Annotated in this window: 9 protein-coding genes, 2 tRNA genes and 1 pseudogene; 7 read left to right on the top strand and 5 right to left on the bottom strand. The window is 69.0% G+C overall.

Going from position 1 to position 13,720, the window contains the following annotated elements:
• Positions 1-18: 18 nt before the first annotated feature.
• The 6 genes from hflK to N7L95_RS04560 all read left to right on the top strand — a co-directional run bounded on the left by hflK (position 19) and on the right by N7L95_RS04560 (position 5,586).
• Complete coding sequence (gene hflK / locus N7L95_RS04585) at positions 19-1,242, top strand: FtsH protease activity modulator HflK (RefSeq protein ID WP_301260068.1); 1,224 nt, start codon at positions 19-21, stop codon at positions 1,240-1,242.
• 29 nt (positions 1,243-1,271) lie between these two features.
• A complete protein-coding gene (gene hflC, locus N7L95_RS04580; RefSeq protein ID WP_301258636.1) occupies positions 1,272-2,165 on the top strand; it encodes a protease modulator HflC in 894 nt (297 codons plus the stop codon).
• A 10-nt stretch (positions 2,166-2,175) separates the two neighbouring features.
• Entirely contained in the window at positions 2,176-2,361 is a 186-nt protein-coding gene (locus N7L95_RS04575; RefSeq protein ID WP_301258635.1) for a DUF2065 domain-containing protein, read from the top strand.
• Between the two features lie 93 nt (positions 2,362-2,454).
• On the top strand, positions 2,455-3,618 hold the full coding sequence (locus tag N7L95_RS04570) for an ATP phosphoribosyltransferase regulatory subunit (protein WP_301258634.1): 1,164 nt from the start codon (positions 2,455-2,457) through the stop codon (positions 3,616-3,618).
• Positions 3,619-3,674: 56 nt separating this feature from the next.
• Positions 3,675-5,006 carry an adenylosuccinate synthase gene (locus N7L95_RS04565; RefSeq protein WP_301258633.1) on the top strand — a complete coding sequence of 444 codons (1,332 nt, stop codon included), beginning with the start codon at positions 3,675-3,677 and terminating at the stop codon, positions 5,004-5,006.
• 58 nt (positions 5,007-5,064) lie between these two features.
• Positions 5,065-5,586: a phosphoribosyltransferase gene (locus N7L95_RS04560; protein WP_301258632.1), complete on the top strand. Its 522-nt coding sequence runs from the start codon at positions 5,065-5,067 to the stop codon at positions 5,584-5,586.
• 279 nt (positions 5,587-5,865) lie between these two features.
• On the opposite strand, the gene N7L95_RS04555 is transcribed toward N7L95_RS04560, so the two are convergent.
• A tRNA-Leu gene (locus N7L95_RS04555) sits at positions 5,866-5,950 on the bottom strand.
• Between the two features lie 781 nt (positions 5,951-6,731).
• Positions 6,732-6,816, bottom strand: a tRNA-Leu gene (locus N7L95_RS04550).
• A gap of 101 nt (positions 6,817-6,917) precedes the next feature.
• On the opposite strand from N7L95_RS04550, the gene rnr reads away from it, so the two are divergent.
• The gene (gene rnr / locus N7L95_RS04545; protein WP_301258631.1) at positions 6,918-9,101 is read left to right on the top strand and encodes a ribonuclease R; all 2,184 of its coding nucleotides are present in this window, start codon (positions 6,918-6,920) and stop codon (positions 9,099-9,101) included.
• 30 nt (positions 9,102-9,131) lie between these two features.
• Here rnr and N7L95_RS04540 read toward each other — a convergent pair whose 3' ends face one another.
• The 3 genes and pseudogenes from N7L95_RS04540 to N7L95_RS04525 form a co-directional block, all read right to left on the bottom strand.
• The gene (locus N7L95_RS04540) at positions 9,132-10,721 is read right to left on the bottom strand and encodes an NAD(P)H-hydrate dehydratase (RefSeq protein ID WP_301258630.1); all 1,590 of its coding nucleotides are present in this window, start codon (positions 10,719-10,721) and stop codon (positions 9,132-9,134) included.
• Positions 10,722-10,872: 151 nt separating this feature from the next.
• Positions 10,873-12,190, bottom strand: a pseudogene (locus tag N7L95_RS04535) (FAD-dependent oxidoreductase).
• 3 nt (positions 12,191-12,193) lie between these two features.
• Positions 12,194-13,552, bottom strand: coding sequence for an amidase (locus tag N7L95_RS04525; RefSeq protein ID WP_301258627.1), 1,359 nt, complete (start codon positions 13,550-13,552; stop codon positions 12,194-12,196).
• Positions 13,553-13,720 lie beyond the last annotated feature (168 nt).

The raw sequence follows: 13,720 nt of genomic DNA, 5'->3' as shown, positions 1-13,720 counted from the left end.
CCGCGTTGGGGCCGGGGCCTGGATCCGCAGAGCAACGAGCCCACCCGCAACCAGGGCTCGGGCGGCGGCCGCAATGACGGCCCGCCCGATCTCGACGAGATCTGGCGCGACTTCAACCGTCGCCTCAGCGGCATGTTCGGTGGCAAGTCAGGCGGCCCTGGCCCGAACGGTTCCGGCGGCTCCATGCCGCCCGGCTTTCGCGGTGCCAGCCTCAGCGTGCTGCTGATCGGCGGGGTGGCCGTCCTCATCTGGATCATGAGCGGCATCTTCATCGTGCAGGAAGGCCACCAGGCGGTGGTCATGTCCTTCGGCCGCTACAGCCACACGACGGAAGCCGGCTTCAAATGGCGCCTGCCCTATCCCTTCCAGTCGCACGAGATCGTGCCCGTCACGCAGCTGCGCTCGGTCGAGGTGGGCAACACCGCGGTGACCCAGCAGACCGGCCTGCGCGACTCCTCCATGCTGACCCAGGACGAGAACATCGTCGACATCCGCTTTGCGGTGCAGTACCGCATCAAGGACGTCAAGCAATACGTCTTCGAGAACCGCCGCCCGGACGACGCGGTGGTGCAGGCGGCCGAGTCGGCCGTGCGCGAGATCGTGGGCAAGAGCAACATGGACTCGGTGCTCTACGAGCGGCGTGACGCCATCGCGGCCGACCTGGTGAAGTCGGTGCAGGCTCAGCTGGACCGCCTGAACGCCGGCATCCAGATCTCCAACGTCAACGTGCTGGGCGTGCAGCCGCCGGAGCAGGTGCAGGCCGATTTCGACGATGCCTTCCGCGCTGGCGCGGACCGCGAACGGGCCAAGAACGATGCACAAGCCTATGCCAACGAGGTGATCCCCAAGGCCAAGGGCACCGCGTCGCGGCTGCGCGAGGACGCCGAGGCCCACCGCGCCCGCGTGGTCGCCCAGGCCGAGGGCGATGCCGACCGCTTCAACAGCGTGCTGACCGAATACGCCAAGGCGCCGGGTGTCACCCGCGACCGGCTCTACCTGGACACGATGACGCAGATCTACGCCAACGCCACCAAGGTGCTGATCGACACCCGCAACAACGGGAACCTGCTCTACCTGCCGCTCGACAAGATCCTGCAGCAGCAGGCGGGTGGCGCGCCGGCGGCCAGTGCGCCGGCTGCCGCACCGGCCCTGCCGGCCACCGCCGATCCGGTGCCTTTGCCCGCGCCGGCCGACACCCGTTCGCGCGACAACCAGCGCAGCCGTGAGCGTGAAAGCCGCTGACAGCAAGAACAAGAGGCGTAGAGGCTGATATGAACCGTATTGGATTGATTGTTTCGACCCTGCTGCTGCTGGTGGTCGTGGCGGGCTCGACCCTGTTCGTGGTGGACCAGCGGCAGTTCGCCGTGGTGTATGCGCTGGGTGAGATCAAGGAGGTCATCACCGAGCCGGGCCTGAAGATCAAAATGCCGCCCCCGTTCCAGAACGTGGTCTTCCTGGACCGACGCATCCAGACCCTGGACAGCCCTGAGACGCGGCCCATCTTCACCGCCGAGAAGAAGAGCCTCGTGATCGACTGGCTGGTGAAATGGCGCATCGTCGATTCGCGCCAGTTCATCCGCAACAACGGCGTCGACATGCGCCACGCCGAAACTCGCCTGGCGCCCATCGTGCAGGCGGCCTTCAACGAGGCGGTGACCAAGCGCACCGTGCGCGAGATGCTGGCCACCGACCGCGAGGAGGTGATGCAGGAAGTGCGCAAGAACATGGCGGAAAACGCCAAGAGCTTCGGCATCGAGATTGTCGACGTGCGCACCAAGCGGGTGGACTTCTCGTCCAACATCACCGACGCCGTCTACCGTCGCATGGGCTCCGAGCGCAAGCGCGTGGCCAGCGAACTGCGCTCCACCGGCCTGGCTGAAGGTGAGCAGATCCGCGCCGACGCCGAGAAGCAGCGCGACATCATCATCGCCGAGGCCTACCGCGACGCGCAGAAGGTGAAGGGCGAGGGCGACGCCAAGGCCGCTGCCATCTATGCCGCGGCCTTTGGGCAGGATCCGCAGTTCGCCCAGTTCTACCGCAGCCTGGAGGCTTACCGGCAGAGCTTCCGCGGCCGCTCCGACGTGCTGGTGCTCGACCCGGCCAGCAACGATTTCTTCCGCGCCATGCGTGGCAGCAGCGGGGCAGCAGCAGCGCCCCGGAAGTGAACGCACGGCAATGACGGACGCCTTGTGGGTGGCGCTGGCCCTGGTCCTGGTCTTTGAAGGCCTGTTGCCCTTGTTCAGCCCCATCACCTGGCGTCGTGTCTTCGAGCAGGCCTTGCAGCTGAGCAATGGCCAGATCCGTTTTCTCGGCCTGGCCAGCTTCGCGGCCGGCCTGTTGTTGCTCTGGCTGCTGAGTTGATCCTGCATGCCCGGCGCCTCGCCGGGTACTTCCGCACGCGCCGCGGTGCTTACGCCCCGGTACAATCGCGTTTTTAATCCCCCGGTGGTTTTTATGTCGTCTGCTTGGCTGCTGCCAGAGCACATTGCCGATGTCTTGCCTTCGGAGGCCAGGCGCATCGAGGAACTGCGCCGTGCGTTGCTCGACGTGGCGCGTGGCTATGGCTACGAGCTGGTCATGCCGCCGCTGCTGGAGTACCTGGAGTCGCTGCTCTCCGGCACCGGGCGCGAGCTGGACCTGCGCACCTTCAAGCTGGTCGACCAGCTCAGTGGCCGCACCATGGGTGTGCGGGCCGACGCCACGCCCCAGGTCGCCCGCATTGACGCCCACCTGCTCAACCGCCACGGTGTGACCCGCCTGTGCTATTGCGGGCCGGTGCTGCACACCCAGCCCTCAGGCCTGCATGCCACCCGCGAGCCGTTGCAATTCGGCGCTGAAATCTACGGCCACGGTGGCCTCGAAGCCGACCTGGAAGCCCAGGAACTGGCGCTGGAAGGCCTGCACCGCCTGGGCATCGACTCATTGTTCCTGGACCTGGCTGACGTGCGCATCGTGCGTGCGCTGCTGCAGGGCGTGAATGCCGCGCCGGACGTGCTGGACCAGGTGTATGCCTGTCTCGCCGCCAAGGACACCGCCTGTCTGCGCGAGCTGACCGCTGCCTTCCCCTCCGACAGCCGCGAGGGCCTGCTGGCACTGACCCGCCTGTATGGTGGCGACGAAGTGCTGGCCGAAGCCGCGCGCATCCTGCCGACCCGTCCCGGCATCGAGTCGGCGCTGGCCGACCTGCGCTGGCTGGTGGAGCGGGTGGCCCACACCCATCCGCAGGTGCGCATCGGCTTCGATCTGGCCGACCTGAGCGGCTATGCGTACTACAGCGGTACCCGCTTCGCCATCTATGCCGCCGGCAGTGCCGACGCGCTGGTGCGCGGTGGCCGCTATGACGAGGTGGGCGCGGTGTTCGGCCGCAACCGCCCCGCCGTTGGCTTCAGCACCGACTTGAAGGAGCTGGTCGGGCCGGCCCGTGTGGCTGGCACCCGGGCGGCGATCCGCGCGCCGTGGGGCGAGGATCGCCGCCTGCGCGACGCCATCCGCCAGCTGCGGGAGCAGGGCGAGATCGTCGTCTGCGTGCTGCCCGGGCACGAGCACCAGGTGCAGGAATTCGAGTGCGACCGGGAGCTGGTCTCGGCCGCAGGGAGCTGGGTCGTCCAGGCCCTGTGAGCGACGGCGGGTGCACAGCCCGCCACACACTTTCATTTGATTCAGGAACATCTTCCATGACGCAGCAAGACCGTGGGCGCAACGTCGTCGTGATCGGCACCCAGTGGGGCGACGAAGGCAAGGGCAAGGTGGTGGACTGGCTGACCGACCATGCCCAGGGCGTGGTGCGCTTCCAGGGCGGCCACAATGCCGGCCACACGCTGGTGATCAAGGGCAAGAAGACGGCCCTGCAGCTGATTCCCTCGGGCATCATGCGCGACGGTGTCGGCTGCTACATCGGCAACGGGGTGGTGGTCGATCCGGCCCACCTGCTGCTGGAGATCGAGCGGCTGGAGGCGGCCGGGCTGGAGGTGCGTTCGCGCCTCTTCATCAGCGAGTCCTGCCCGCTGATCCTGCCCTTCCACGTCGAGATCGACAAGGCGCGCGAAGCGCTGCGCGAATCGAGCGGCGCCGGCAAGATCGGCACCACCGGCAAGGGCATCGGCCCGGCCTACGAGGACAAGGTGGCACGCCGCGCACTGCGTGCGCAGGACCTGAAGCACCCGGAGCGTTTCGCCAAGAAGCTGCGCGAGCTGCTGGAGCTGCACAACTTCGTGCTGCAGGGCTACCTGAAATCGGGCCCGCTCGAATTCCAGCCGATCTTCGACCACGCAATGCAGCTGGCCGAGCAACTCAAGCCCATGCTGGCCGACGTCGGCGTGCGCGTTGCGGCCATCAATCAGGAAGGCGGCAGCGTGCTGTTCGAAGGCGCGCAGGGCACGCTGCTGGACATCGACCACGGCACCTATCCCTACGTCACCTCCAGCAACTGCGTGGCGGGCAATGCGGCAGCCGGCTCCGGCGTGGGGCCGGACAAGCTGCACTACATCCTCGGCATCACCAAGGCCTACACCACCCGGGTGGGCAGCGGCCCGTTCCCGACCGAGTTGCCGATCGACCAGGAAGGCAGCATCGGCCACCACCTGTCCACCGTCGGCCAGGAGCGCGGCACCGTCACGGGCCGCGCCCGCCGCTGCGGCTGGCTGGATGCGGCCGCGCTCAAGCGCTCCATCCTGATCAACGGCGTGTCGGGCTTGTGCATCACCAAGCTCGACGTGCTGGACGGCCTCAGCGAGATCAAGGCCTGCGTCGGCTACGAACTGAACGGCGAGCGCATCGACATCCTGCCGCTGGACGCCGACGACATCGTGGCCTGCCGGCCGATCTACGAGACCTTCCCGGGCTGGACCGAGTCCACCTTCGGCGTGACCGAATGGGACCGGCTGCCGGCGAATGCGCGCAGCTACCTGCAGCGGGTACAGGAACTCGTCGGCGCGCCGATAGACATGGTGTCGACCGGCCCCGACCGCGACCACACCATCCTGCTGCGCCATCCCTACAAGGGCTGACGCGCCCTGGCCGAAAGAGTTTGAACCCACGGCTTCCCGCCGAGCTTTAGGAAACCGCATGCTGACCGACGACGGCAAACATCTCTACGTCTCCTGGGACGAGTTCCACATGCTGACCGAGCGCCTGGCGCTCAAGGTGCACAACTCCGGCTGGGAGTTCGACCAGATCCTGTGCCTGGCGCGCGGTGGCATGCGTCCGGGTGACGTGCTCTCGCGCGTGTTCGACAAGCCGCTGGCGATCATGTCGACCAGCTCCTACCGCGCCGAGGCCGGCACCATCCAGGGCCGGCTGGACATGGCCAAGTACATCACGATGCCCAAGGGCGAGCTGGCTGGCCGCGTGCTGCTGGTCGACGACCTGGCCGATTCGGGCGTGACGCTGCGCGCGGTGGTCGAGCGCCTGCGCGGCATGCCGGCCATTCGCGAGGTGCGGTCCGCCGTGATCTGGGTGAAGGGGGTGTCGAGCTACCTGCCCGACTACTATGTCGAGAAGCTGGAGACCAGCCCCTGGATCCACCAGCCGTTCGAAGAATATGACTCGCTGCGCCCGGAAGGCCTGGCGAAGAAATACGAGGTCTGAGCGCCGGACGGCGGCGCCGTCGCCGCGACCGCGCCACCTTCGTCACCCGGCCGGGACGCTGCAAAGCTCCCGGCTTTTTTCTTGTCCACTGCCGTGGCCGGCCGCGTCGGCCGGAATGCAGCCGGTGTCTTCACGGTGCAGCACGCCCAGGAGAAGGGAAGAGGGCGGACCGTGCGACCAAAGGCCGACTCACCGATGCCGAGAGGCAAACACACCTGCAATCGATTCGAGGCCATAAACAAAAAAGCCCCGCATCATGCGATGCGAGGCTTTTGTGTCTGGTGCCCAGGAGAGGACTCGAACCTCCACGGAGTTACCCGCTAGTACCTGAAACTAGTGCGTCTACCAATTCCGCCACCTGGGCCAGGATTCAAACCAGAACTTGAATGTTTTGGCTGTGAACCGAACAGAAGAATATTCTAGCAGGGTCTTTTTTCGTTTGTCCAGTCTTTTTCGTACTTTTCTTGCATTGCCGGTCCGGGTCAGGCCTTAACCGTGGCCGGGGCGGGGCAACGGCCTCATCTTCCTTGCATGCAGGGGCCTGCATGGGGCACCATGCGAGCCGATGTTCACGGCAGCAAGAGCGGGCGGGACCGGCGCCGGCCCAGGTTCAGGCGGTACGCGGCACGGCACTTGGCCGGCCTGGCGGGCCGCGCGGTGCACGGCCCCATGTGCGGCTGGGTGCGCCGCCCGCAGCGCCGCTCGGTGCGGTGGGCATGGGCCGCGCGGCCGACCCGTGAGAAGAGGCTGCGGCCGTTGCATCGATCCGGCCTTGCCGTCTGCTTCTGCCGATGACTCCAGCCCGGCCGGCGTTGGCCTCATCCTCTCTTGCATGGCTGCCGCGCTTCCCTCGCAAAGCGAATATCGCTTCCAATATCCGGGCTGCCTGCCGGCGAGGCGGTGGCCATGCGGGGCGTCGCGGCCCAGGGCAGGGCTTGGAGGGCAAGCTGGCCACGGTATGGGAAGCGTTTGGCGAATCGCCGAACAGCCCTTCAGGGCGGCGATACATGCAGCCTGCTGTCCCGGGGAAGGGCGCCCGCTTCACCGTGCGGCACGCCAGCCGGCAAATCGCGGTCGCGGGCGCAAACCAAACGCTGCCCACAAACAAAAATGCCCCGCATCTTGCGATGCGAGGCATTTGTGTCTGGTGCCCAGGAGAGGACTCGAACCTCCACGGAGTTACCCGCTAGTACCTGAAACTAGTGCGTCTACCAATTCCGCCACCTGGGCTTCTTGGTTCACAACTTGTTTGTTAAGCTGTGAACCGAACAGAAGGAGATTCTATCATTAAAAATTCCAACGTTGCAACTCCCTCCGCCACGTCGGCTCTGATGAGCGAAGTTGAAGGCACCGTGCAGGGCCATCGCGACGGCCATGGCTTCGTGCAGCGAGAGGACGGCGAATCCGACGTCTACCTCTCGCCGCAGGAGATGCGGGCGGTGCTGCACCGTGACCGGGTGCGCGCGCGCATCATTCGATACGACCGCAAGGGCCGCCCCGAGGGGCGGGTGCTCGAGATCGTCGAGCGCCGCAAGTCGCCCATCATCGGCCGGCTGTTGCATGAGAGCGGCGTCTGGGTGGTGGCGCCCGAGGACAAGCGCTACGGCCAGGACATCCTGATCCCCAAGAACGCGACGGCGAAGGCGCAGGCAGGCCAGGTGGTGGCGGTGGAGCTGACCGAGCCGCCATCGCTGTACTCCCAGCCGGTGGGGCGGGTCACGGAGGTGCTCGGCGAGATCGACGATCCCGGCATGGAGATCGAGATCGCGGTGCGCAAGTACGAAGTGCCCCACCAGTTTTCGCCCGAGACGCTGGCCGAGGCGGGCCGACTGCCGGACAGCATCCGCGCAGCAGACTGCAAGCACCGCATTGACCTGCGCGATGTGCCGCTGGTGACCATCGACGGCGAGGACGCCCGCGACTTCGACGATGCGGTCTACTGCGAGCCGGCCAAGGTGGGCCGTGCCAAGGGCTGGCGGCTGGTGGTCGCGATCGCTGACGTGAGCCATTATGTGAAGCCGGGCGAGCCGCTCGACCGCGATGCGTATGAGCGGGCCACCTCGGTGTACTTCCCGCGCCGTGTGATTCCGATGCTGCCGGAGAAGCTGTCCAACGGGCTGTGTTCCCTCAACCCGGAGGAGGACCGCCTGGCGATGGTGTGCGACATGCTCATCACCGCCAAGGGCGAGCTGCATGCGTACCAGTTCTTCCCGGCGGTGATGAACTCGCATGCCCGCTTCACCTATACCGAGGTGGCGGCCATCCTGAGCAACACCCGCGGCCCCGAGGCCGAGCGCCGGCGCGAACTGGTCCCGCACCTGCTGAACCTGCACGAGGTCTACCGCGCGCTGCTGCGCGCCCGCGCGGAGCGCGGTGCGGTCGACTTCGAGACCACCGAGACCCAGATCGTCTGCGACGACAACGGCCGCATCGAGAAGATCGTGCCGCGCGTGCGCAACGAAGCACACCGCCTCATCGAGGAAGCCATGTTGGCGGCCAATGTCTGCTCGGCCGACTTCATCGAGCGGGCCAAGCACCCCGGCCTCTTCCGGGTGCACGAAGGGCCTACCCCCGAGAAGAAGGCGGTGCTGCAGAACTACCTGAAGGCACTTGGCCTGGGCCTGGGCGTCAGCGACGATCCCAAGCCAGCCGAGTTTCAGGCCATCGCGCAGGCCACCAAGGAGCGGCCGGACGCACAGCAGATCCACTCGATGCTGCTGCGCTCGATGCAGCAGGCCATCTACACCCCGGCCAACAGCGGCCACTTCGGCCTGGCCTACGAGGCCTATACGCACTTCACCAGCCCCATCCGCCGCTATCCCGACCTGCTGGTGCACCGCGTCATCAAGGCCCTGCTGCTCGGCAAGCGCTATCACCTGAGCGGAGTGGCGGAGGATGACGTGCCAGCCAAGCGAGGCGCCCGCAAGGCCGCTCAGAGCGACGCTGCCCAGTGGGAGGCCGCCGGGCTGCACTGCAGCACCTGCGAGCGCCGGGCCGACGAGGCCTCGCGTGACGTCGAGGCCTGGCTCAAGTGCCGCTACATGCGCGAGCACCTCGGCGAGGAGTTCAGCGGGACGGTCAGCGCCGTGACGAGCTTCGGCCTGTTCGTGCAGCTGGATGCGCTCTATGTGGAGGGCCTGGTGCACATCACCGAGCTGGGCGGCGAGTACTACCGGTTCGATGAAGTGCGGCAGGAGTTGCGGGGCGAACGCACGGGCGTGCGCTATGCGGTGGGCGCACGGGTGCGGGTGCAGGTCAGCCGGGTGGACCTGGACGGCCGCAAGATCGACTTTCGCATGGTGCGCGAGACCGCCGACGAGCGCCTGCTGAGCCGGGCCATGCGCGAGAAGTCCGGTGGTGGCGGCGGCAAGCAGGCCGAGCTCAAGGGCGTGCAGGACGCTGATCGCGAGCTGAAGGCGCGTGGCCGCGCGGCCGGCAAGGGACGCAGTGCGGCCTCCAAGCCGCGCACGGCTCAAGCGCCCAAGAGCGCCGCCAAGAAAACGCGCCGGAGCTGAATGCTGCGCACCCGCCCGGCGGTGCCCGGCTCAGCCTGTTGCGGCGGCCCTGGCCAGGGCTTCTAGCAGCTGGCTGGCGGTCAGCGGGCCGCGCTGGGGCGCTGTGCCGTCCTCGTCCTGCAACCAGCGATCGGCGGCGGCGCCGTGCGTCCACACCGCCAGCCGGGCCGCGTCAAAGCCGTCCAGGCCCTGGGCCCACAGGCCGCCCAGCCAGCCGGCCAGCACATCGCCGGTACCGGCCGTGGCCAGTGCGGCATTGCCGCTGGCATTGACTGCCGGCACCTGGCCGGGCGCGGCCACCACGCTGCCCGAGCCTTTCAGCACCACCACGCAGCCGTCCTGGCGCACCAGCTCCTGCGCCGCTTCGATTCGCCCGGCCTGGACGTCGGCCGCGCTGCATCGCAGCAGGCGAGCTGCTTCCAGTGGATGCGGCGTCAGCACGGTCGTCTGGCCGCGTGCGCGGCGGGCCTGCAATTGCCGGCGCAGCGCGCTGTCGGCGGCCAGCGCATTCAGGGCATCGGCATCGAGTACCAAGCGCGCGCTGTCGCCCAGTGCACGCGGCAGCACCTGGCGCACCGGCTCGCCGCCACCGCAGCCGCACACGACGGTGAGGCGGCTCCAGTCCATCGCGTCCGCGGCCGCGGGGGTGCGAAACATCAGCTCGGGCATCAGCCCGTCATGCTGCGGGAACTCCTCGTCGAGCGGGCTGGCGTACACCCGTCCCGCGCCGGCATGTAGCGCAGCGCGCGATGCGAGCAGGGCGGCCCCTGTCATGCCGGGTGCCCCGGCCAGCACCAGCACGTCGCCAAAGCTCCCCTTGTGGTGGGCATGTGCACGTCGCGGCATCAGCGAGGCGGCGTCGGTGGTCAGCCAGGCGTCCGGTTCCTCGTCGGCGGCAATGCCGAGATCGTCGAACCAGACGGCCCCGCAGAAGTCACGGCCCTGGCCGGTGAACAGGCCTGGCTTGAGGGTCAGCAGCGACAGGGTGTGATCGGCCCGCACGCAGGTGCCTGCCTCGCCGCCAAGGGGCTGGCCGGTGTCGGCATCCAGCCCGGTCGGCAGGTCCAGCGCCAGCACCGGGCCGGGCCACTGCCGCAGGCGTGCCACGGCCTCTGCCAGTCGCCCCTGCGGCGCCCGCGAACTGCCCAGGCCCAGCACTGCATCAACAGCCAGGGCGTGGCGAGCCGGCTGCTCGGGTGGCAGGCCCTGCTCGACGATGGGCACTCCTGCCGCGCGGGCCCGGGCCAGGGCGGTCTGCGCATCGGTCGGCAGGCGTTGCGGGTCGGCGAGCAGGCTCACGGTGGTGGCCTTGCCGGCGCGGTGCAGATGCATGGCCGCCTCCAGGCCGTCGCCGCCGTTGTTGCCCGGACCGGCCGCAATCCATACCTGTTCGGCATGCGGCGCGATGGCCAGGGCCAGCCGGGCACTGGCCTGGCCGGCGCGCTGCATCAGCGTGAAGGGAGGCAGTGGCTGCCTGGCTGCCGCCTCGATGGTCCGGCTCTTCGCCACGCCATGCAGCGGCCGGCAGGCGTGGCCGCTGCGGGCGGCGGGCAGCACCGCTTGCAGGCCGCCGTCATTGGGGACGGGGAAGGGGTGGGTGGTTGGGCGGGGGGTGCTCATGGCGCCACGATAGCGCCATGCGGCCGCCGCGGCGAGGCTGGCCGCGCGGCGCATGGGGCGTGACCCTTTCGATCCCTGTCATGCAGCCAGGCCGCGCCGCCGCCACGGGCTGCCGGGGGGGCTGCCCGTGCGCTCCAGGCTGCCGGCCGCTTCAAGCGCGCTGCTGCAGTCGCCGCGCCTCGAAAGGCTGCAGCGGCAGGTCGGTGGGCCGGCCCGAGATCTGGTCGGCCAGCAGGCGGGCCGACGCACAGGCCAGGGCCCATCCCTGCATGCCGTGGCCCAGGTTGAGCCAGATGCCCGGCACGCCGCTCTCACCCAGGGCAGGCAGCCCATCGGGCAGGCTGGGGCTGGCGCCTTTCCAGGCGTGCGCGTGGTGCTTGTGGGTGTGGGCAGCACCTGGGAACCAGCGCTCCAGTGCGCGGTAGAGCGGGCGCAGCGACGTGTCCAGGTGCCGATGCGGGGCGGTGCCTAGCTCCACGCCGCCAGCCACCCGCAAGCGCTGACCGAGGCGGGCGATGCTGATGCCTGCCTGGGCGTCGGTCACTGTCGCGCGTGGCGCGCGGTCGTGGTCGCGCACCGTGGCAGTGATGGTGTAGCCGTAGATCGGCATCAGTGGTAGCTTGAGGTGCAGTTGCCGCAGCAGCGGCATGGCCTGCGCACCGGCACACAGCAGCACCGCGTCGAAGCGCTCGTCCAGCGCGCTGTTGGCTCGTTGCGCGGGCACGCCCTGGCGCGTCTGCAGGAAGGCGGTGGTCTCGATCAGCTCCACGCTGCTGATGCAGGGACGGGGCCCGGGGGTCAGGCGGGTCACTTCGGTCGAGAAGCGAAACTCCACGCCGAGGCGTTCACACACGTCCTTCAGCAGGTGGGTGAACTGCCGGCAGTTGCCCACCTCGTCACCGGGAAAGTGCAGGCCGCCGGCGAGCTTGGCAGCGGCTGCCAGGCCCGGCTCCAGCGCCTGGCAGCCGGCCGCGTCGTGCACCTGCGCCTCCACATAGCGGGCCTTCAGTTCAAGCAGGCCTTGCTCGGCATCCGCCATCTGGCGCTCGGTGGCCCAGCACCAGGTGGCCATCGGCCCGTTCGTAGTCCAGCCGGTGGCCTGCCACCAGCTTGCGCAGCTGCAGCCGGCCGTAGCGGGCCAGCTCACCCAGGCTTTTCTGTGCGGTGCCGCGTCGCGGCCCCGAGGCCTGCCGCGCCTGCCAGAGCCAGCGCCAGGCGCCTGCGTCCCAGCCGGGCTTCAGCTGCGCCCGCGGATGCAGACCCCAACGACCCTGCTCGTGGAGCGGTGGGGCAGCGTCGAAGCCGGTCGGCCCGGCCAGGCTGGGGGCGACCAGACCCAGCTGCGCGAAGCTGGCTTCGGCAGCGACGCTGCCGCGGCGCTCGAACACGGTGACGCGGTGGCCGGCGGTGACAAGCGCATGCGCGGCGGTGACGCCCGCGATGCCGGCGCCGATGACGGCAAGGTGCATCGTTCAGCCTTCCTGCGCGAGGAGCTGGGCCTCGATGGCCAGCGACAGGTCGAGCACGGTGTCATCGCACAGCGGACCGGCCCACACCATCAAGCCCACCGGCAGGCGACCTGCCGCCTGGCAAGGCAGGGACAGCGCACAGCCGTCCAGCATGTTCACCACCGAGGTGTTGCGCAGCAGCAGGGCGTTGATGCGGAAGAAGGCGTCGTCGTCATGAGCGATCTCGGCGATCGGCGGGGCCACGATCGGCACCGTGGGTGACAGCACCGCGTCGAAGCCGCTCAGAGCCGCCTGCACCCGGGCGATCCATGCAGTGCGGGCCTGCTGCAGCTCGATGTACTCCGCCGCGCTCATCGTGGCGCCGCGGCGAATGCGCTGCGCCACGCGCGGGTCGTAGCGGTCGCCCGAGCGCTCCAGCAGCCGGCGGTGCCAGGCCCAACTTTCGGCCGCAGAGAAGCCCCCGGTGGACTGGATCTGGGCCAGCTCGCCCAGCTCGGCCAGGCCGATTTCCTCGATGCGGGCGCCACCGCGGCGCAGCCGGTCGAGGCTGGCCTCGAAGGCGCTGGCCACCTCGGCATCGAGGCCGTCCTGCATGGTGTGCCGCACGACCGCGAGGCGGCGTGCCGCCAGCGGGCGTCGCGGCAGGGCCAGCTGCCGCGCCGCCAGCACTTCGTGCAGCAGCACCGCATCGCGCACCGAGCGGGTGAGGGCGCAGGCCGTATCCAAGGTGGTGGACAGCGGGATGGCACCACTCAGTGGCGTGAGGCGCGCGGTGTTCTTGAAACCCACCAGGCCTTGCAAGGCTGCGGGGATGCGGATCGAGCCGCCGGTGTCGGAGCCGAGCGCTGCCCAGGCGGCGCCGCACGCCACCGACACGGCAGCACCCGAACTGGAGCCGCCCGGGATGCGCTCGCCGCTGGGGTCGGCCGCACGGCTGCCGGCATTGGCCGGTGTGCCATGGTGCGGGTTCCAGCCGACGCCGGAGAAGGCGAACTCGGTCATGTTGGTGTGGCCCACCAGTGCCGCCCCGGCCTGGCGCAGCCGTGCGACCGCGCCGGCGTCGGCCGCGGCGGGCGGCGCGTCAGCCAGCACGACGGAGCCGCCGGTGGTTGGCTGGCCGGCGACGTCGAACAGGTCTTTCACGCTCACCGCCAGCCCAGCCAGTGGCAACAGGGGGGCGCCGGCGTCCACGGCCAGGTCGGCCGAGCGCGCGGCCGCTTCGGCGGACGCGGTGAACTCGCGCAGGAAGACATGGCGGCAGGCGGGCGAACGTGCTGCGGCCTGGGCTTGTGCCAGCAGGTCGGCCGCGCGGACGCGGCGCTCACGCAGCGCGTCGCGCGCCGAAATCAAGTCGATGTGCATGGAGCTGTTATACTCTTCGGGTTTACCTGGACGGGCCACTTCTAAGCCCTTCGTTCCCGGCCCTTCTGAAGCCGCTTCATGGAAGTACTTCGGGGCAGGCCACCGGCCCGGCATCGGGCCTGGAACGGGCCAGGTCGACAAATCACAAACCCGGCGGTTTGAAGGTGT

This window comes from Eleftheria terrae, assembly GCF_030419005.1.
GTDB classification, from domain to species: domain Bacteria; phylum Pseudomonadota; class Gammaproteobacteria; order Burkholderiales; family Burkholderiaceae_C; genus Caldimonas; species Caldimonas terrae.
The sequence above is the reverse complement of the archived record's forward strand: the minus strand, read 5'-3'. Positions and strand labels throughout refer to the sequence as shown.